18 protein-coding genes and 1 pseudogene are annotated in these 18,974 nt (G+C 42.2%); 9 read left to right on the top strand and 10 right to left on the bottom strand.

The genetic code is table 11. From position 1 onward, the window contains the following. Positions 1–243: 243 nt before the first annotated feature. Positions 244–546: an ArsR/SmtB family transcription factor gene (locus EHO59_RS11790; protein ID WP_100769362.1), complete on the top strand. Its 303-nt coding sequence runs from the start codon at positions 244–246 to the stop codon at positions 544–546. Between the two features lie 33 nt (positions 547–579). On the opposite strand, the gene rfaD is transcribed toward EHO59_RS11790, so the two are convergent. The 4 genes from rfaD to queG form a co-directional block, all read right to left on the bottom strand. Beyond that, entirely contained in the window at positions 580–1,548 is a 969-nt protein-coding gene (gene rfaD, locus EHO59_RS11795) for an ADP-glyceromanno-heptose 6-epimerase (RefSeq protein ID WP_210413070.1), read from the bottom strand. A 15-nt stretch (positions 1,549–1,563) separates the two neighbouring features. Continuing rightward, positions 1,564–3,321: a UbiD family decarboxylase gene (locus EHO59_RS11800; RefSeq protein WP_135588234.1), complete on the bottom strand. Its 1,758-nt coding sequence runs from the start codon at positions 3,319–3,321 to the stop codon at positions 1,564–1,566. Beyond that, positions 3,318–4,478 carry an A/G-specific adenine glycosylase gene (locus EHO59_RS11805; protein ID WP_135588236.1) on the bottom strand — a complete coding sequence of 387 codons (1,161 nt, stop codon included), beginning with the start codon at positions 4,476–4,478 and terminating at the stop codon, positions 3,318–3,320. Before EHO59_RS11805 ends, EHO59_RS11800 begins: the two co-directional genes overlap by 4 nt. A gap of 69 nt (positions 4,479–4,547) precedes the next feature. Continuing rightward, a complete protein-coding gene (gene queG, locus EHO59_RS11810) occupies positions 4,548–5,498 on the bottom strand; it encodes a tRNA epoxyqueuosine(34) reductase QueG (protein ID WP_135588238.1) in 951 nt (316 codons plus the stop codon). A gap of 17 nt (positions 5,499–5,515) precedes the next feature. On the opposite strand from queG, the gene EHO59_RS11815 reads away from it, so the two are divergent. Next, entirely contained in the window at positions 5,516–5,878 is a 363-nt protein-coding gene (locus tag EHO59_RS11815; protein WP_135588240.1) for an LIC_11502 family protein, read from the top strand. Here the strand turns inward: EHO59_RS11815 and EHO59_RS11820 are convergent, their stop codons facing one another. The 5 genes and pseudogenes from EHO59_RS11820 to EHO59_RS18395 form a co-directional block, all read right to left on the bottom strand. Further along, on the bottom strand, positions 5,879–6,802 hold the full coding sequence (locus tag EHO59_RS11820; protein WP_135588242.1) for a DUF350 domain-containing protein: 924 nt from the start codon (positions 6,800–6,802) through the stop codon (positions 5,879–5,881). A gap of 13 nt (positions 6,803–6,815) precedes the next feature. Next, positions 6,816–7,571, bottom strand: coding sequence for a type I methionyl aminopeptidase (gene map / locus EHO59_RS11825; RefSeq protein WP_135588244.1), 756 nt, complete (start codon positions 7,569–7,571; stop codon positions 6,816–6,818). Between the two features lie 7 nt (positions 7,572–7,578). Continuing rightward, entirely contained in the window at positions 7,579–7,812 is a 234-nt protein-coding gene (locus tag EHO59_RS11830) for a hypothetical protein (RefSeq protein WP_010515511.1), read from the bottom strand. Between the two features lie 241 nt (positions 7,813–8,053). After that, on the bottom strand, positions 8,054–10,222 hold the full coding sequence (locus EHO59_RS18390; RefSeq protein WP_425460238.1) for a SpiroCoCo family coiled-coil protein: 2,169 nt from the start codon (positions 10,220–10,222) through the stop codon (positions 8,054–8,056). A 78-nt stretch (positions 10,223–10,300) separates the two neighbouring features. After that, positions 10,301–11,635 (bottom strand): annotated as a pseudogene (locus EHO59_RS18395) (SpiroCoCo family coiled-coil protein); the annotation flags it as partial. Between the two features lie 47 nt (positions 11,636–11,682). Between EHO59_RS18395 and EHO59_RS11840 the strand changes: the two are divergent. From EHO59_RS11840 to lmtA, 7 genes are all read left to right on the top strand, one after another. Beyond that, complete coding sequence (locus EHO59_RS11840) at positions 11,683–12,486, top strand: class I SAM-dependent DNA methyltransferase (RefSeq protein WP_246052873.1); 804 nt, start codon at positions 11,683–11,685, stop codon at positions 12,484–12,486. 89 nt (positions 12,487–12,575) lie between these two features. Further along, on the top strand, positions 12,576–12,878 hold the full coding sequence (locus EHO59_RS11845) for an STAS domain-containing protein (protein ID WP_135588248.1): 303 nt from the start codon (positions 12,576–12,578) through the stop codon (positions 12,876–12,878). 50 nt (positions 12,879–12,928) lie between these two features. Further along, positions 12,929–13,840: an ABC transporter ATP-binding protein gene (locus tag EHO59_RS11850; RefSeq protein ID WP_135588250.1), complete on the top strand. Its 912-nt coding sequence runs from the start codon at positions 12,929–12,931 to the stop codon at positions 13,838–13,840. Beyond that, positions 13,840–14,595 carry an ABC transporter permease subunit gene (locus EHO59_RS11855; protein WP_135588252.1) on the top strand — a complete coding sequence of 252 codons (756 nt, stop codon included), beginning with the start codon at positions 13,840–13,842 and terminating at the stop codon, positions 14,593–14,595. The genes EHO59_RS11850 and EHO59_RS11855 overlap by 1 nt, the downstream gene beginning before the upstream one ends. Beyond that, positions 14,592–16,277 carry a GldG family protein gene (locus EHO59_RS11860; protein WP_135588254.1) on the top strand — a complete coding sequence of 562 codons (1,686 nt, stop codon included), beginning with the start codon at positions 14,592–14,594 and terminating at the stop codon, positions 16,275–16,277. The genes EHO59_RS11855 and EHO59_RS11860 overlap by 4 nt, the downstream gene beginning before the upstream one ends. After that, on the top strand, positions 16,274–17,296 hold the full coding sequence (locus EHO59_RS11865; protein WP_135588256.1) for a DUF4340 domain-containing protein: 1,023 nt from the start codon (positions 16,274–16,276) through the stop codon (positions 17,294–17,296). Before EHO59_RS11860 ends, EHO59_RS11865 begins: the two co-directional genes overlap by 4 nt. Positions 17,297–17,386: 90 nt before the next feature. Beyond that, positions 17,387–18,145, top strand: coding sequence for a lipid A Kdo2 1-phosphate O-methyltransferase (lmtA, locus tag EHO59_RS11870; protein WP_135588258.1), 759 nt, complete (start codon positions 17,387–17,389; stop codon positions 18,143–18,145). A 45-nt stretch (positions 18,146–18,190) separates the two neighbouring features. Here the strand turns inward: lmtA and EHO59_RS11875 are convergent, their stop codons facing one another. Further along, on the bottom strand, positions 18,191–18,913 hold the full coding sequence (locus tag EHO59_RS11875; RefSeq protein WP_210413083.1) for an LIC_11490 family protein: 723 nt from the start codon (positions 18,911–18,913) through the stop codon (positions 18,191–18,193). Between the last annotated feature and the right edge of the window lie 61 nt (positions 18,914–18,974).

Below are 18,974 nucleotides of genomic sequence, written 5' to 3' on the forward strand. Positions count from 1 at the left end.
TTTAAAGAATCATCTAAGAAATATGCAAATATAATAAAACTCGGCTGTTTATATTTATCTTAAGCGGTCGAGCAGTCTCATTGATTGAAGATTTAGGTAATAAATTATTTTATTCTCAATTCCATAATTATATCATAATTTACACGAATTATAATTTTACAAAAATTTGAGATTCAATTCGTAAATCCTTGTAAATTTCCTAGGATATAGTAGAATGGATTCAAATACAACAGAAGGCAGACTATGGCAGCCCAAAAGTTAGACATTAAAAAAACTCATCTGGACTCTACTATCCGCGGCTTGAAAGCGGTAGCGCATCCAGACAGATTGAAAATATTACTTCATCTTTCTAAAAAAGAACACAGCGTAGGCGAGTTAGTTGATGCGTTAGGCATCAGCCAATCAGCAGCGTCCCAACATCTAAGCAAAATGAAAGAAGCCGGATACCTAGGTAGCAAAAAAGTCTCTAACCAAGTCTTCTACTCGATTAAAGACGCTAAATTCAAAGCTTTTGCAAAATCCTTACTTCAGATCTTTTCTAAGTAATATATGAACTGCGGGGGTTCGACAGAACCCCTCTTACTCTTCCTCTTTCCTTAACAAAGAAACGTAATCCGCTATTGCGGTTTTCAAGTCAGTAAAACCTTCCTGATAGCCAGTCTCCAATAATCTTGCAGTTTCTGCTTTCGTATAATATTGGTATTTTGCCTTCAATGTCTCCGGCATTTCCATATATTCTATGTTTTCAGGCTTTCCTAAAGCGCTAAAGAGTGCTCCAGCAAGATCGTTCCAGGTTTCCGCGACTCCCCTTCCCACATTATATAAACCGAATTTATTTTTCTTTAATAGATGAAGACTGATCTTTGCTGCATCCTTTACATAAAGAAAATCTCTTTTCTGCTCTCCGTCCTTGTAGTCGGGTCTATAGGATTTAAAAAGCTTTAGCTTTCCTTCGGATAGGATCTGCTCGTATCCTTTTAGCACAACCGACCTCATATCTTCCTTATGAGCCTCTCCGAAACCGAAAATATTGAAATATTTCACTCCAGTGATCTTATCTAGGAATCCTTTCCTTTGAGCGTAAAGATCGAATAGATGCTTGGAATAACCGTACATATTCAGCGGTTTTAGCGGATGAATATCGGACTGGTCATCATAACCGAATTTTCCATCTCCGTACGTGGCCGCAGAAGAAGCGTATAAGAATTTCACCTTCTTGCGAAGCGACTCTTCTGCAAGGATCTTGGTGTACTCGAAATTATTTCGGATCAGATAGGAAGCATCCGTCTCGGTGGTAGAAGAACAAGCCCCTAAGTGAAAGATATGAGTGTAATCCTTTACGATCTTTCCCTTCTGGACTTTTTCTAAGAATTCTTCCTTTTCAAGATAATCGGAATATTCTAGATTTCTAAGGTTCTTCCATTTAGAAGAAGTTCCTAAATGATCCACAACCAAGATTTCCGAAATTCCTTTCTCGTTCAAAAGACGAACGATATTGCTTCCAATCAACCCGGCCCCGCCGGTAACGATCACACGTTTCATCGACATACTCTCTCCATTCGATCAAAGCGAATCAATTAGTCTACCAAATCTAGAATCCACTTGCTTCGTGATTTTTGGATCTTCCTCCAAAACAGGAGGGTACCAATCTTTTAATCTTGCGTCTATGATGATCGGACCGCGAAATGAAATATGATTTCTCACAGTCTCTGTATCCCCATATATATCTGCTGCAGGTTCGAATCTAGTAAACACATTCCAAATAAAGTCGTGATCTGATCGAACCGCTTCTTCAGAACTATCTACAATAAACACGAAAGAAAATCCTTTCACGATGTCTTCTTTCAAGAGGGCTTTCGCTGCGCCATCTCCTCTCTTGAATTTAGGTCCAGAGACGACTAAGGCTCCCGGACAATATAGTTTAGGAAGCTTGAATTTAGGATTTTTTAATGTTCCAGTGATCTTCTCTTTTAGTTTTTGGGTCTTAGGTCCTACGCCTAATAGAACCGCCTTACTTCCTTCATTCACCTTGGGTCCGGTATAATCCAAAGTGTCCTGAGAAATATTTGAGAAGATATGCAGATCCGTTTCCGGTTGAAATCTTTCAAGAGCAGCTACGAAAGTCTTTCTGAAATCTTGAAGAGGAACTTCTTGGTCCGTCACTACTAAGAACTTAGTAAGAGAAAGTTGCCCTTCTCCTAAAATACGAAGAGCACCCATAAAGGCTTCTTTCTTATATCTTTCTTTGACAATGGCAGCAGCGAGAGAATGCACTCCGGATTCTTCGTATGCCCAGACTCCTTTTACCTGGGGCATCACAATCGGAAACATAGGGGAAAGAAGATGCTGTAGATACTCTGCAATCCAATGATCTTCCTGAGGAGGACGTCCTACAACTGTGGCAGGCCAGATTGCATCCTTTCTAGCGAAGATTTTCTCCACTTGAAAAACAGGATAATCATGCTTCAAAGCATAATATCCATAATGATCCCCGAAAGGACCTTCCGGCTTACGGATCTTAGGCGGGATCTTTCCGATCAGAGCAAAATCGGCGTCCGCAACGATCGGCAAAGAGCTAAGATTTTTCTTTCTAGTAATCTTTAAACGCTCTCCCATCAAAAGAGAAGCAAGTAAGAACTCGCTAATCTCTTCCGGCAAAGGAGCAACTGCGGAGATCGTTAGTGAAGGAGGTCCACCCACATAAATATGAGCTGGCAATGCATTACCTTCTGCCTCCGCCTCGGAGTAATGGAATCCCCCGCCCCTATGGATCTGGATATGCATCCCAGTCAATTTAGGTTCGTGAAATTGGATCCGATACATTCCGAGGTTTCCCTTTCCGGTCTTAGGGCTCTCCGTATATACTAAAGGAAGAGTAATGAATCTACCTGCATCCTTAGGCCAGGATTTCAAAGCGGGAAGAACATTCAGATTTTCTAATTCCGTTTCTAGGACGGGAGCCTTTGTTACTTTGCGAAGACCTACTTTAAGAGCAGTCCAAGCCAAGGATCTCGCTTCCCAAACTTTCTTAGGAGTGGGAGGCATGAGATGTTTCGCAGAATATGCTAATTTTTGAATAAACTTTTCTGGCTCTTCTCCAAAAGCAATTTTGATTCGATTCTCAGAGCCATACAAATTCGTTGCTACAGAAAAAGGAGATCCCTTAACGTTCGAGAACAACAGAGCCGGGCCTCGTTTAGCTACTACCCTTCTTTGGATCTCCGCTATCTCCAGAATAGGATCCACTTCTTCTTTGATCTCTAACAGTTCCTTTTTTCGGGAAAGTTCTCGGATAAAATCTCCGGTGGATCGAATGCTCATTTACTTTTCCTTTTAGAAGAAGAGGTCTTTGCTTCCAAACCAGGAAGAATAACCTCTTGTTTTGAAAACGCTTGCTTGATCTTTCTTGCAATGGAAGAAGGAAACTCAGTCTCCAGATCTTTCCATTCGCAATATTTGGTCTCAATAGAAGGACGGATCTTGCGAAAATTCTCTAAGATTTCTTTTTCAACCTTTGTATCTAGTTGGATTTCGGATACGAAACCTTGGATCTTATGATGAGTGATCGTATGCTTGAATTTGATGCCAAGATCGGAGGCACTTAAGTCCCAATGCAGAACTGGATCCGGCTCATATGGATTTTGTCCCTCAAAGGAAAATGGCAAGGAATAGATCGTTTTAAAGAATCGTCTTTCGGGATAACGTATTAGCAGGATCCCCTGCTTTCCTTTTAAAACATAGAATCGGATATTTAAAGGAATTTCCTTTTTCTTCTTTTCCGTTTCAGGAATACTCTCCTGAACCCCATTTTGATAAGCGATACAATCCGTTTGCAAAGGACATTGGGTGCATAAAGGTTTTGGAATGCAAATCCTTGCACCTAACTCCATAACTGCTTCATTATGGTCGCCTGGAAAGTCCTGGTTCAAAAAAGAATCCGCAATCTTCTGCAACGTAGAATCCGCTTTCGGCCCCGATTCTCGAAACATGACGAGTCTAGAAAGAACCCTCTTAGCATTTCCATCTAAAACAGCAAAAGGTAAATTATAAGAAATAGATAAAATTGCCCGAGCAGTATAAGGACCGATCCCAGGAAGTGAAAGAGTTTCATCCAGAGTTTTAGGAAACTCTCCATCAAACTCGTTCACTAGTTTACGAACTCCCGCTAGAAGATTCTTAGCTCTGGAATAATATCCAAGCCCTTGCCAATAGCGAAATACTTCCTCTTCCTCTGCAGCAGCAAGATCTACAGGGTTTGGAAATCGATTCATGAATTTTTCGTATAGAGGAAGCATGGCAGCTACTCTTGTTTGCTGCAGCATGATCTCGCTCACCCAAGTAGAGTAAGGAGTACGATTCTTTCTGAAAGGAAGATCTCTCTTTTCTCGGACGAACCAATTTCTGAGCTTGCGGTTCGTATTAGGATCGAACTCATGGACCTCTTGATTCGGATCTTTTCGTTTCAGACCTGCGGACATGTATCTGACTATCCAAGCCTTTTACTCCAGGGAGAAAAGGAGTTTTTCGGATGAGATTTATGGGAATTCCTACAAATTGTCTGGGGACTCCGGCTTCAATCCGGTTACGCTACTTAGATTTCTTTTCATCTGTTTGTAGGAGATCCTACTCACTGCGGAATCCTTAAAGGAGGCTTTAAATTCTTTCTCCTCAAGAGTAGAAAGTTTATCTTTTTTGAATAGATCTCGGATCTTAAATTCTTCGATCTCTGTCTTCCAACCTTTCTTGCGAGCCTTCACTTGGTTCCAAGGACAGATCTCTTGGCAGATATCGCAACCATATACCCAGCCATGCAAAGAATCCACAGTCTCGGATCTATCTTCTATGGTTTTATAAGAGATGCACTTACGAGCGTCGATCCGATATGGTTCCAAGGCTCCGGTGGGACAGGAGTCGATGCAAGCTCTACAAGTACCACATCTATCTTTAGCAATAGAAGCCGCGTATTGCAAAGGAAGATCCGTAAATATCAAACTGATAAAGAAAAAAGATCCGTACTCTTCGTGAATGAGATTCGTATTCTTGCCGATCCAACCAAGACCTGCTTCTCTAGCTAAAATTTTTTCAGGAACAGGAAGAGAATCCACTCCCTGTCTGAATTTTTGATTCGGATAATTCTTGCGAAGAAAGTCCAGTAAGTCCGCGGCCTTTTTGCGCAGAACGGAATGATAATCTTCTCCCATTGCGTATCTAGAAAAACGATATGGGAGATTGAGAGCATCATATTCAGGATCATTGTACAAAGCACCCAACGCGATCACTGATTCAGGTTTGAATCCCAGACCTTCCAGTTCCAATCGCAGATTCATGTTTTTAGGAAACCAATCCATCTTTCCATGACGGCCTTCCTGTACCCAATGCAGAATATTCTCTTGATCGGATTTCGGAACGAAAGCCTTTGCGACTCCAAACAATTGGAATCCGTTCGCACTTGCAATATTGCGAAGATCACTTAGAAGTTCTTTACTTTCGAGAACCATACTCGTACACTTTCATTATGCAAGAAGGAAAAGAAACATCCTTACTTTCTCTTTCGGGAGGGATTCCTCTCGCAGAATTATTAGAGGCCGCAAAAGAAGCCGGTCTCGATCTTCCTAAGGAAAGGACCCGTCCATTAGGTAGGATCCTTCTTGCTGGACTCCTCGGAGCTCTTCGTGGATTTTCAGAAAGAAGACTTTCTCCATTCCTTCCCACACATAAACATATCTTCAAAGAGATCGCAGAGGAACTTACAGAAGTCTATACTTTTCTTTCTGAGGAACCAAATGAAAAACTCGTCCTACAAGAGGCATGCAATTTCGGGATCAAGAAAGTATATCACTTAGAATGGAAACTCTATTCTTCTCACGAGCTATTCTAATTAAACTGCAAAGAATAAGATCGCAGAGAAAGAAACAAGTACTACCGCTTCCAGCAAACCCGCCCCGAAATTCTGATCTCTTTCTATTTCTTCTTTCAGAGTAGAACCAGGCAGAACAACCCAATCCGCAAAAAAATGCAAAACAGGGATCACGATAAAAGAAAGTCCCAGATCCAGAAGAAGTAAGATCCCAGTATGCCATAAGGATTCGAATTCTCTGAATAAAGCGCGAGTCAATAAGATCCCTATCGCAAGAAGTGCACCTGCAAACGCAACTCCGGCAGCAACATTCTGTTTTTCTTCTAACTCTACTCTAAGCCTGTAAGGGATCCATAGTTTATAATAAAATGCGAATAAGATCATTCCGATCTGCCCAATCGAAAAGAATATGATCGAAAGGATGGAACCGATAAGAGTCTTTTCCAAAACAGGAGAGACCGCAAGCCCAAGTCCGTTCGGAAATACTTTCTCCCCTATGTCTCCGTTCAGAGCAGCAGTAATAAAGAATGCACTGGCGATCGTTCCACCAAATAGTACGGAAGAAACTGCCATATTACGTTTTTCATATACTTCTTCTTGCGCGTCTATTCCACCTAAAATGAGTCCATCATTGATTTTTTGGGAGATCAACAGTAGAACTACTCCTAGAAAGGAGAACGCTGCCACTTGGAATAGATCGCTTAAGAAATCGTTCCCGCCTCCAGGATGGGAAACGATCGTGATAAAGATGACGATGATGCCTAAATAATATCCGGAAAGATTTAAGGCAAGAGCGCTATTGTCGGATTTGACTAATTCCTCGTCCAATTTACGAGGCTCCGTCCAGTCCTTGATCTTTTTACCGATATAAAAGATGAAGAAACCTAAGCCGAAGAAGGCAAGGTCCTTTCCTAATACAGAAAGATATTTCCAAACGAAATCCATGCCCGCCAGCTTACTATGGCAGGGTTAAAATTTCATAGCCTTTTTCTGTGACTAAAATCGTGTGCTCGAATTGCGCAGACCACTTTCCGTCTCGAGTGGTTACAGTCCATCCATCCTTTTTGGAGAAGATGACTTCCCAAGTGCCTAGATTCACCATGGGTTCCACTGTGAACGTCATGCCTGGTTCTAATTTGGTAAGTTTACGATTGGAACGATAGTGAGGAACTTGAGGTTCTTCATGAAAACCTCGGCCGATCCCGTGACCCATTAGATCACGAACGATCCCGTATCCTTTCGGAGTCAGATAATCGTCGATTGCATTTGCAATATCGCTGATCCGATTGCCGGGCTTAATCTGCTCTATTCCGACCCACATTGCCCTTTCTGCGTCTTGGACTAGACGCTCTACTTCGGGACTTGCCTTGCCTCCGACAATGAAGGTCCTGGAGCTATCTCCATGATAACCGTCCACTATCGGAGTCACATCCACATTCACGATATCCCCGTCTTTCAAGACGTCGACTGCTTTCGGAATGCCATGGCACACTACTTCGTTAATAGAAGTGCAGACAGACTTCGGAAAACCTTTATATCCCAGAGGAGCAGATTTTCCTCCGTTCTTTTTCGTGAATTCTTCGCAGAGATCGTTAATAGCGAGAGTACTAACACCCGGTTTGATATAACCGGATATATAGTCCAGAAGTGCGGCGGCTAATTTGCCGGCCGCCCTCATTTTCTCGATTTCGGTCTTGTTCTTGATGTAGATCAAGACTCTCTTAGAAGTCGGTTGGTCTAACCGTAGTGCGTTTGTTCGCCTCGGTACGTTTCAGTGCATCGTCGATCAGTCCGTACAGCTTTTCGTTTAAGCCGTCGACTGCGTCTCCGGAAGTCATAAAGCCTTTAGATTTGATATAAGCTTTTACCTTGCTTGCGACGATGAGGGTATCCTTTTCAGCGCTTTGAGCCATGGAATTCTTCCTCTTAACAGTAGTTTTCTTTTTTTGTACCATACGAACGAGCTTTGGGAGCTTCTCCTTATTCTCCATCCCGAGACTTTCCGGAACGTATCGAATTTGACTTAAGATACATTTCCAGAGCCCTCGAAAAAAGGAATCATTTTCGGATTAGCTCTCAATAATTTCATTCTTTTCTTAAAAACGAAAAGTTGTACTCCATGAAACTATTTGCATATCGTATAATACAAGTGGGAACGAGACATATTGGGGAAAAAATCCTGGGTCAAGAAAAAAATCATCCCTTTTTGACCGCCTCATTCTGAATAATCGTCTGCACTAGAGAAGTCTCTAGTCCTAATTTCTCCGCGATTGTCTCGGGAGCCCAATGGAAATTATGAAATAAATTTAAGACAGTGGCCTTTTTACGAGTTACTAGAGGATCTTTCTCCGTTTGTTTTCCAGACTTACCGCTTCCCGACTTGGAAATATTTGTCTGTACTACATCCATGAAAGTAGAAAGCTTCTCAAAGGTGTCTTCCGCTTCGGTTAACAATCCTTCTAAGTCTTCCTTAACGCTTAGAGCACCTTCTTTCATATCATCTAATCTCTGTTGAAGAGTGCTGATCTGTTTATGACGCTCTCCTAGTTCCGACATTAAATCTTCTATCTTGTCGAACTTAGCTTCTACGGAAAGGATCTCTTCTTTTCTTCCTGCAAGTATTTCTAATCTATCATCAGTGCGGCGTAGAGTCTCGGCGACTTCCTTCTCACGAGTCTCAAGTACGGAGATCTCTTTCTCCATCTCGCGGATCTTTTGAGCGACCTTGCCTGCATTTTCCTTATGATCCTGGGAATCCTCATCCAACTGACGGATCTCTTCTCGAACTGCGATCACTCTTCCTAAGCGATCTTCCAGATCCAAGAAGCGAGATTCCATCTCGAAGGCTCTTTCTCCCGCTTCTACAAGTTTGCGATGAGTATCGTTCCACTGAGAAGATTCTTCCATCATTCGGCCGAATTCTTCTTTTAAGGCTTCGGCCTTCTCTTCTATAGAAAGTATTTCGGCTTCTCTTTCTTCTGCCTTGGAAATACGAGATTCCAGGTTGTCCTGCAAATTGCGAAGACGGCTCATATTCGAGTCCAGATCCTCGTAGATCTTTTCGGAATGATTTGCGTCCTCGAGTCCTTCTTTCATTTGAGAAACGAATTCTTCGGAACGTTCTATGACTTCTTTTACTTCTAAGAAGAGCGCGGAACGTCTCTCCGCTTCTTGCATTCTTTCGGAAACATCATCCACAGAAGAACGAAGCTTTTCCGCCTCTTCTTCCAGTTCAGTAAATAAGGATTGCTTCGCATCTCGGATCTCTTCCAAATCCTTGCGCAGATCCACTTGCAATATTCTGTATTCTTTCTGAGCGATCTGGAATTCTTCTCTTCCGGTGCGTAGGAATTCTTCGGAAGAAGTTTGGGTCTCTTTTAAGAGTCCCTTCACTTGGTTCTGGAAATCCTTCATCTGTCCTTCGCTTTCTTTCAATCCGGAAGAAAGAGCATCTTCCAAATTGCGTTTCACGTCGGCAAGATGCTTTGCGATCCTATCTTCTAGTTGGCCTAGTTGGACTTGGCCCTTATCTAAGAGTGCTGATAATTGCTTATTGATCTTGGAATCGATAGTATCGTTCAAACGATCGATCTTCTCTTCCTGTCTTTCGAAGAATTCTTGGCCTGATTCTTTCAGTTTTTCTAATACTGTTTTGGCCTGATCGGAAGCTTTTTCTAGTTGTGATTCTGTAGCAGTACGAACTCGATCCGCCTGCATCTCTAGGATTTTTTCGTTCTTACGGATCAGATTCTCCAATCTTTCTCCGACTGCAGAATATTCTACTTTTACTAAATCGACGGTGTTTTGCGCTTCTGCTTTCAGTTCTCGATAACGAGCCTGGAGTTCTTCTTTGACCTCGTCTCCGTCTTTCTTGAAATTCACCTTGTACTTAGAGACAAATTCTTCGATCTTATCCTTTTGCTCGGAATAAGATTTGGAGAATTCTTCCAGATATTCTGCACCTTTAAAGTGGATCTGCCCCAGTCTCTCTTCAAGACCTTTGATGGCATCCATAGTATGACCTTTTTGGGATTGAACTTCTTCTTCCCAAGAACGAGAGAAATGCTCGAACCTTCTGTCCATCTTGCGAAACTCTTCTTCGATAATCCCGCCAATATCTCCCACCTTGGATTCTGCCTCGGAGATAATATCAGCTGCAGAACCTTCTACAGCTTCTCGGATATCTTTTACGTAGGAATCCATTTCCTTCATACGTGTAGAAACCTGGACATCGAAGACCCTTACATTCTCACGGATCTCTTCCCATTCTCCTCTAAAGCGTTCTGAATGGGACGCGTGAAGAGCTCTCAATTCTTCCTCCAAGGAAGAGCGAACTCCTTTCACATAATCGTCCATTTCCTTCATACGCGTGGAAACTTGGACATTAAATCCTCTGATATTCTCTCGGATCTCTTCCCATTCAGTGCGGAAGCGATCGGTATTAGAAGCATGCAGTTTTCCTAATTCTTCTTCGAGAGATTCGCGGATCTGCTCAATTCGGGACCTGGATTTTCTTTCCTCGTCGGAACGGGAGACTTCTAATGCGGAATGGAATTCCTTGAGTCCGGTCAGGATCTCTTTTCTCAAATCTTCTGCTTCGCTACGTAAACCGCTACTGATCCGATTGAATTCATCTTCGAACGTATCGATCTGACGCATGAGCTCGGCCTTGCGGGAATCTGCCTGCTTTAAGAGTTTATTTTCGGCTTCTAGATACTTCTCTTGGAAGATATTGATGGAATCGTTAATTCCTTCCGCCTGTCTGCGAGTCTCGTTTAGGATCTCGTCCCTTCTTGTCAGAGTTTCTAGGCTCATCCCTTCTATCTCTTTACGAATGGCTTCTATTTCGATCCTGACTCCGTTTAAGAATGCTTCCTTAGAATGAATGACCTGTTCTAGGACCTGATCATATTTTTGTAATAGAGCCATTTCGTTTCTTGCGAATGTCTCTTCTAATTTACGATCAGCAAGTTCTGCTTTTTCATCTACTCTTGTTTCTAAACGATCTATCTTTTCGGAAACAGTTAAGAAAGCAGTTTGCATTCTGTCGGTTCTTGCATCCAGATCTTCTTCTTTTGCTTCTACCGATTCGAGAAGGGAACGTATTTCTTCTCTTGCGAGATCTACTTTACCGACAGTGTCGCTGAACAATGATTTGGTTTGAGTTTCCAGTTTTTGTCTGAAAGCCTCTCCAAGTTCACCTAAGCCGGACTCGATTCGATCCGCTTTGGCTTCGAGAAGACCTTCTAACTCAACGATCTTAGAAGCGAGAGATTGTAAAATATCATCAGAACGAAAATTTAGTTTTTCTTGGAATGCTTCCAAGAGGATCTCCGCCTCGGAACGGATCTCCTGGATCCTTGTACCGATTGCATGAACTTCTTTCTTTCCTAACTCAAGTCTACCAAGCCCATCTTGGATGGATTGGGATTCTTGGCGGATATCGGAGGATAAATGAACTACTTCTTTCAAATCCAAAGTGACTGCATTCAAGAAATCACGGTTAGAACGAATGGTATCTAATAATTGCCTGGACTCTTCGTTTAACGCCTTCACATCTTCTGCGAGTTTGCGAGTTTGTTTGAGAGTGATGTCTAACTCTATTCCGGAATCCTTAACGGACTGGACTTTTTCTAACGCAATCTCTTGCAGCTCTTCTTGGAGTTTTCCAGTATAGCGTTTGATTTGGCTGAGCTTATAATTCGACTTGTCCATCCTGCGAAGGAGGATTGTAATGCCTACACTGGCTAAAAAAGGTAAAAGGAGTTCTAGGCCCATATTTTGAGTTTTTAGAAGATTCTGTGAAGAAGCCCTTTCATAGAATTATGTCGCATCAAATGGATAGGAATACTCGAGACCAGGGGAATAAATCAAGAATTATTTCTCAAATCCCCAAAAAAAGGCCTTATAGCGCATTTGCGGCCCTTTACGACCGGGTCATGAGAGAGGCTCCTTACTCGGATTGGGCCTCTATGATTTTAGAAGGATACCAGATTGGCACCGGGAGTTTTCCTCCTTGTAGTATCTTCGACATGGGCTGCGGCACTTGCAAAATCTGGCCTTACCTTCCTCCTGAATCGGAACTCTGGGGAATGGACGATTCAGCTGAAATGCTTCAAATCGCCGATTCTAAGCTAATTAGAGGCACCAGGGTCCAAGGAAGCCTACTCTCCTTCCCCCCTTTACCAAACAACTTTGACCTGGCCTTCTCCATCCATGATACCTTGAATTACTTTTTGGAAGAGGCCCAAATCGAAAGGATCTTCGCCCAAACTTCGGCAATTCTTTCCGAGGATGGGGTCTTCTTTTTCGATGTGAGTACGGAAAGAAATTTTCAAAAAAATTTCCGGGGAAGGACTCTCAAAGAGACTCATGGAAGCACAAAACTAGTTTGGGAGAACGAATATGACCCCGAATCCAGTGTACTAAAGACCAGTCTTCATTTTACCGGTCCGGAAGTTTCCGGGGTGGAAGAGCATTTTCACCGGGCCTATCCATTAGAAATTTGGAAATCCTTATTAGAAGGTGCAGGCTTTACTATCCTAGGGATCGGTTCGGATTATGCTTCTTGGAAGGTTTCCTCTAGGGCGAATTATTGGAACTTTCTCTGCAGAAAAAACTCTAAGTAAAATCCAGAAAGGCCGAATCCTAGAAAGAAGAGGTTTTATTGTTGGGAAGAGCCCGTTTTAGGAGTCTCTCCTAATAGCGCCGAATGCTTATGGCAAAATTAACGATACAAAATAAACACGGAATCGTTCGCTTTGAGAATCAACTTCTGGACGGGTACGAGAAAGTCTTTGATGAAATTTCCGAGCAAGCTTCCAAGGCTCACTTGCAGAACCTTACCCTGGATCTGACTCCTACTAAGAAGATCACTTCTAGCGGGGTAGCCAAACTTCTCACACTTAGAAATCTTCTAGATCATTTCGGTGTGAAATTAGAAGTAGTAAACTTGCAACCCGGTCTTTTAGACGTTCTCAGAAAATTCAAAGTAGATGCAATGCTCCGCATTCGCGCCTAATCTCGGGAAAAGAACTTGCAGGAGAGGAAAGTCCTAAGAGGATAACTCTTGTGGCTTCTCTCCAAGTTACGGATCTTTCCAAAATCTATTCCGGAAAGATCGCTATTTCCAATCTCAGTTTCGAAATCCCAAAAAACAGGATCACAGGTTTACTCGGACCAAACGGTGCGGGAAAGACTACTGCTCTTAGAATTCTAACAGGCTTCCTAAAACCGGATAGCGGTTCTGTATTTTTGGATGGGGTCTCACTCGAAACCGATCCGATTTCCGTGAAACAAAAACTAGGTTATCTCCCTGAATCCGCTCCAGTGTATCCGGATATGAGTGCTTCCGAATATTTGGATTTTATAGGACAGGCTCGAGGATTGGATGAGACCACTCTTAAAAAAAGAAAGAGAGAGGTCTTAGATCTCTGTGATCTAAAAGACCAATTGCATTCTCCTTCTGGATTTCTTTCCAAAGGTTATAAGCAGAGACTTGCGCTTGCAGGAGCATTGTTACATGACCCTGAGCTCATTATTCTAGATGAGCCTAGCTCCGGCCTAGATCCGATTCAGATACAGCATTTTCGAAATATCATTCGTACATTAGCAAAAGATAAAATTCTTCTTCTTTCCACTCATATTCTGTCCGAGGTCGAAGAGATATGCGATCATGTGCTCGTGTTGCATAAAGGAAATCTGATCGCGGATCTTCCGGTTACCGACCTGAAACGAGGAAATTTTATCGTTCTTACCGCAAGAACAAACCTTGCAACCTTAGAAAAGATCTTTGAGAATCAGGATGTAAAAGTAAAACTCATCTCTCTCTTGGAAGAAGGAGCCGAATTCCAACTAGAATCTTCTTCTTTAGTTCCGGAGAAAATCTTTGAGCTCATTCGCTCCGCTCCCTTTCCCGTTTTAGAATTCAAGATCGCAAAGCGTTCTTTGGAAACCGTATTTCAGGAGCTTGTTTCTCCCTAATGCAATCTTTTCACTTGTATCGTTTCTATTCGAATCTATTGTCTGTCTTTAGAAAAGAATGGTCTGCTTACTTCAATACTCAGATCGGATACGTGTTTTCCATCTTCTATTTGTTTTTATCTTCCTTTCTATTCTTCTACGGATTGGGGGAAGATTCTTTCTGGGACAGAAAGGTTGCAGGAATGGAAGAATACTTTATTTGGACCCCTCTTCTATTCGTTGTATTCATCCCAGCTCTCACCATGAGACTTTGGGCAGAAGAAAAAAAATCCGGAACTCTAGAGCTTCTATTCACCTTGCCCTTAGGAAAGTTAGAGATTGCCTTCGGAAAATTCTTAGCTGCCTGGACCTTTTTAGGATTCATTCTATCTCTTACATTACCGATCCCTTTCTCGATTTGGGCAATCGGAGATCTGGATCTTGGGATCGTATTTGCAGGTTATCTAGGATGCTATCTTTTAGGAGGAGCCTATCTGAGCCTAGGAACTCTTTTGTCTTCTTTCGGAAAGGATCAGATCAGTTCTTATATCTTAACTCTTCTAGTTTGTTTATTCTTCTTTCTAGTGGGAACACAGCCCGTATTGAAATTTTTGGGGGGAAGTTTCTCTAGTCTCGCATCCTTCTTATCCCTCAGTTCTCACTTCGAATCCTTTCGATTGGGACTGATAGACGGAGCCGATATATTCTATTTCCTCAGTTTCATTCTAGCGAATCTCTTCTCTAACGTATTCTTCTTACGGAGGAAATATCCGTGAGAGAGTTATTACAGCCCTTATTCAAGATCTCCGATCGTCCTTGGTTTCTCTTTCTAAATGGAATCCTTGTATTCTTTCTTCTGAACGGGATCTTCTCTTCCTTCCGATGTAAGGCAGATCTTTCTCGCTCAGGAAGATTCCTAATCACGGAGAGTACAAAGAAAGTATTAAGCGATCTGGATTCCACATTGTATATAGATGCATTCTATTCCTCCGAGATTCCTGGAGAATACAAATCCAGACTCGAGTTAACGAAAGGACTATTAAAAGAGATCGCGTCTGTAGGAAAGGAAAATGTTTCTCTTAGATTTCATGATCCGGATCATTCGGAGGAAGATTCCAGAAAGGCGATCGAGTTAGGTTTAGAACCTCAGATATTGCAAAGAACTTCGAGAGATTCCGCTTCTGTCAAGCAGGCATTTCTTGGGATCGTGCTCACTCTAGGCCATAAAACGGAAGTCCTTCCTCTCGCATTCTTTACAGAAGAATTAGAATACCAAATATTAAACGCATTACGAAAAATGCTTAGACGAGATAAAGATTCCGGGATCGCACTCCTACGAACCAAAGGTTCTCTTTCTCTCCAAGAACACGATTCTCCTAAGGACAGGATCGGGATTTTTTTCAGACAGATCCTTCCTGCTGAATATGGTCCTATTTCCGAGATCGATCTAGAGACCGAAGAAATTCCAGAAGGAGTAGAACTTCTCTTCTGGGCCGGCTCTGGTCCTCTATCCAACCAAGCCGCTTGGAGGCTGGACCAATTCTTAATGGGAGGAGGAAGTCTTCTTCTTCTTGCCAAAAGCATGGATTTCCAAACAGGAACTAAGAGAGGAGGATTCGGATTACTCAGCGGAGAATTAGCACCGGGGCTCGCTCAAAAAGATCCGGAGTCCGAAGATCTGATCCGATTTTTAGAACATTATGGAATTCGAATTAACCATGATATTGTTTTAGATCCGGATAATTCTCTTCCCATGGGTTCCTTGATCGAAATAGAACCAGGCGTCTTAGGGAAATACCCTTACCCTCCTTGGATTGTTTCGGAACGAAAGACAAACAGTTTGGATCCCGAAAGCCAGTTTACAAAGAACCAAGCAAGCCTTCTTTTCCCTTGGCCGTCTAGCATCACTCTTCTTCCTGAAAAACAAAAAGAGGCAAAGCTCCAAGCACTGGCTCATAGCGGTCCAGATGCAGAAGCAAGAACGGAACCGATTTCCTTAGGAGAAAAGCAGATCCTTTCCGCTCCAATCCGAGCAAACGGAGGCCCATTCATTCTCTCTGCATTGGCCAAAGGAAAATTCAGTTCTTATTTTTCGGATAAAAAGATGTTAATCCCGAAAGGATCCAAGCAGGAGATCCTCGAAACAAAACCGAATCAAGTCTCCAAGATTTTAGTCTTCGGTTCTCCCTATTTGGCATCCGATCTTTTAGCTTTTCCTGAATTTCTAGAAATTTTAAAAAATTCGAATATTCCATTTCTATTGAATTCTATCGATTTATTGAGAGGAGAAACGGATCTGATCCAGGCTCGTTCTAAACAATCTGCCATTCTCAAGATGAAGCCCCTGCCCTTCGGATGGGAGACTACAATCAGTCTATTTCATCTATTGGGAATTCCTGCCTTACTCTCTCTCTATGCGTTCAGAAGGCTTCGTAAGAGGAATAAACAAATCTTATGAAATGGAGGGAACTTTTAGGATCAAATTTGCAAAGGATCCGAAACTATCCAGGGATCAGTCTATTCCTACTGAATCTATTTTTGGGAATCTTACTTCTTCTAGTCAGAGATCCGTTCGGAAAATTTCAAAATACGTATGCAAACGCGGATCCTTTCTTCGATCTGGATCCTGAAAAGATACAAACCATCATTAGCGGAAGAAAGGGCCAAGAAAGCATACTCAATAGAGATCTTGATGGATGGACAGTTCATTTCGCCCAGGACCAAAATGCACCTGGAGACAGGGCCAGAATAGAAGAGCTAATACGCACCTGTCTTTCCATGAGAAAGTTCACTCTACTTTCCGACTCCAATTCACAACCTTCTCCTTTAGAAGAATTCGGATTGGATGGAGACGAGCCAATTTTGGAATTTAAAGATGTCTCCGGAAATTCGCTGGGGAAAATATTATTAGGAGCAAGAGCGCCTAAGTCTTCCGGGACGTACGTGATGGATGAAAAGAATCGGATCTGGCTAGTTAAAGAAAATTTAAAATTAGCAACCGGTGCCGGAAAACAGGATTTCTTCATTAGCCGAAATCTAATCCCTGATTTCCCTGCAAGAGAATTCGTATTAGAAGTGAATGTTTCCAGCGCGTCCAGAGCACAAATGTTTTCCTTAGTCGCAGACGGAGAGAATTGGGTCCTCAAAGTTTCAGGCCAAGAGATCCAAGCAGATCCAGAAGAGGCCGAAGCATTTATCCAAAGCATTAAGAAACTAAATGCGGACGAAGTCATCTTAGATAAAGCGGAAGAAATCCAGTCACTTCCTCCCAAACAGGATTTCAAAATAGAGATTAAGACAAGCACGGATCATTATATCATTTCTCCGATCGGTGTTACGAAACTAGGAAGTTTCGTATTTCGGAAAAAAGATCTAGGATACAAATTGATCTTGGATCCTTGGAATCTGGATCCTATCCTTCAGAAAGATCTCTCGGAATTCGCTACAAGAACTCTTCCTACAAATAAGAGCTTTTAAGTCTTAACTCGGAAGCCAAATCAATGGGTTGACACATAGACCGGACCAAAGTTTCCTTCCTTAATACATCTTTACCAAAAAGGAAATTATATGGCATTGATCGAAGAATTGGATAAACAAGGAAATTTTCTATTTCGTTGGAGATCCTATATCCCAGGTTTCATTCTCCTCCTCTGCCTTTATTCTCTAAAAGACTTTAAATTCCTGAACGATTCTTATGAAACGAATCTCTATTACGTAGCAGTATGTTTTGCTGTAAGTTTCTTAGGACTCGCAGTCCGTTGCTTCGTGATCGGTTATGCACCGGCTCGCACTTCCGGCAGAAATACCAAGGAACAAGTTGCCGATGTAGTCAACCAAGAAGGAATTTATTCCTTGGTTCGCCATCCTCTCTATTTAGGCAACTTCCTGATGTATCTAGGACCTGTTCTCTATTTTAGAGATATTCCATTGACTCTTGTATTCTGCTTATTCTTCGGAATCTATTACGAAAGAATAATGTTCGCAGAAGAAAAATTTCTGAGAGATAAATTCGGGAACGATTATCTGGATTGGGCAAATAAGATCCCTGCATTCCTGCCTAAATTCTCCGGATATGTGAAACCGAAATTAGGCTTTTCGATCCGCAATATACTCAAGAGAGAATATCCGAGCCTTTTCGGGATCGTGGTAATCTTTGTATTATTCGATTTCGGAGCAAATTATCTAAACGGATTCTTCTCCTGGCAAGAACCTTGGGAAGCGATCACTGAGCCTCAGATCTGGGCCTTCGGCGCCGGAGCTGCTTTCTACGCGACCATTCGTATCTTAGTTAAAACTACGAAACTATTGCAGGTTGAAGGAAGATAAATAGCTTTCTATTTTGCTTCTCCGATCTTTCGGAGAAGCCTGAAATCAAGCGCCTGCAGTATATTCCAAATACGCCTTAAACTTCTCACTATCCTTGGTGAGAAATACGGGCGTAGGATATTCCCTTTTCAGGGGAAGAAGAGCGAAGCCTTCATCGTAAAAGACGATCTTTTCTACTTCGCTCAATTTATAACTGAATTCTGAATTGCTGGCTTGGAATCTAAATCCGCCCGGGATCTCACGGATACTTCCCTTGCCCATTCTTCTAAAACCTTTCAAGCTTTCAGGTTTTAATTTTTCTTTTAAGGATTCGTACGGCAATCTTCCGGAAAGATCCAAAAACAAGATCCCTTCCATGGACCATTCCGCTTCTTTAGGCGCAGAATGAATTTCTTCCGGCTGAGTATGTACCTCTCGAACCTGTGGTTTCGGTTCTTCTTCCCAAGGGCGAGTAACGATCTCTTCTGAAGAAGTCTTCTCGTACATTTCGGATCCTTGCAAAAAGGTTTCTTCTTCTTGTCTTGGAAAAGAAGGACGGATCTTTCTCTCTTCTGCAAATGCCAAATCCATCTGAGCGTACGTTTCTGTACGACTTGGCTTCTTCATAGAAGCAAGCGCATCCTGGGAAATTTTTTTCTCTCTATTCGAAATGGAATTCGACCTGGAAAATCCGCCCGAGCTCGGCTCGGTTTTGGAATTAGGTTGGAAGGACACGTAAATAAAACAGAGAATTCCCACCAAAATCAGAGCTAAGGCAATATAGAGCATCATTATATGTATCTATCAAAATCGCGGCTTTCTGAAGCATTTTTCGGAGGGTTTTTCTCCT

It is taken from the genome of Leptospira semungkisensis (assembly GCF_004770055.1).
In the GTDB taxonomy this organism is placed as follows: Bacteria; Spirochaetota; Leptospiria; order Leptospirales; family Leptospiraceae; genus Leptospira_B; species Leptospira_B semungkisensis.

Excerpts from the sequence above, each read along its gene's own strand:
- EHO59_RS11840 (WP_246052873.1), top strand. The coding sequence starts at position 11,683 with ATGTCGCATCAAATGGATAGGAATACTCGAGACCAGGGGAATAAATCA.
- EHO59_RS11830 (WP_010515511.1), bottom strand. The coding sequence starts at position 7,812 with ATGGTACAAAAAAAGAAAACTACTGTTAAGAGGAAGAATTCCATGGCT.
- EHO59_RS11805 (WP_135588236.1), bottom strand. The coding sequence starts at position 4,478 with ATGTCCGCAGGTCTGAAACGAAAAGATCCGAATCAAGAGGTCCATGAG.
- EHO59_RS11815 (WP_135588240.1), top strand. The coding sequence starts at position 5,516 with ATGCAAGAAGGAAAAGAAACATCCTTACTTTCTCTTTCGGGAGGGATT.
- EHO59_RS11865 (WP_135588256.1), top strand. The coding sequence starts at position 16,274 with ATGAAATGGAGGGAACTTTTAGGATCAAATTTGCAAAGGATCCGAAAC.
- EHO59_RS11800 (WP_135588234.1), bottom strand. The coding sequence starts at position 3,321 with ATGAGCATTCGATCCACCGGAGATTTTATCCGAGAACTTTCCCGAAAA.
- EHO59_RS18390 (WP_425460238.1), bottom strand. The coding sequence starts at position 10,222 with ATGAAGGAAATGGACGATTATGTGAAAGGAGTTCGCTCTTCCTTGGAG.
- EHO59_RS11790 (WP_100769362.1), top strand. The coding sequence starts at position 244 with ATGGCAGCCCAAAAGTTAGACATTAAAAAAACTCATCTGGACTCTACT.
- EHO59_RS11875 (WP_210413083.1), bottom strand. The coding sequence starts at position 18,913 with ATGCTCTATATTGCCTTAGCTCTGATTTTGGTGGGAATTCTCTGTTTT.
- rfaD (WP_210413070.1), bottom strand. The coding sequence starts at position 1,548 with ATGTCGATGAAACGTGTGATCGTTACCGGCGGGGCCGGGTTGATTGGA.
- EHO59_RS11845 (WP_135588248.1), top strand. The coding sequence starts at position 12,576 with ATGGCAAAATTAACGATACAAAATAAACACGGAATCGTTCGCTTTGAG.
- queG (WP_135588238.1), bottom strand. The coding sequence starts at position 5,498 with ATGGTTCTCGAAAGTAAAGAACTTCTAAGTGATCTTCGCAATATTGCA.
- EHO59_RS11820 (WP_135588242.1), bottom strand. The coding sequence starts at position 6,802 with ATGGATTTCGTTTGGAAATATCTTTCTGTATTAGGAAAGGACCTTGCC.
- EHO59_RS11855 (WP_135588252.1), top strand. The coding sequence starts at position 13,840 with ATGCAATCTTTTCACTTGTATCGTTTCTATTCGAATCTATTGTCTGTC.
- lmtA (WP_135588258.1), top strand. The coding sequence starts at position 17,387 with ATGGCATTGATCGAAGAATTGGATAAACAAGGAAATTTTCTATTTCGT.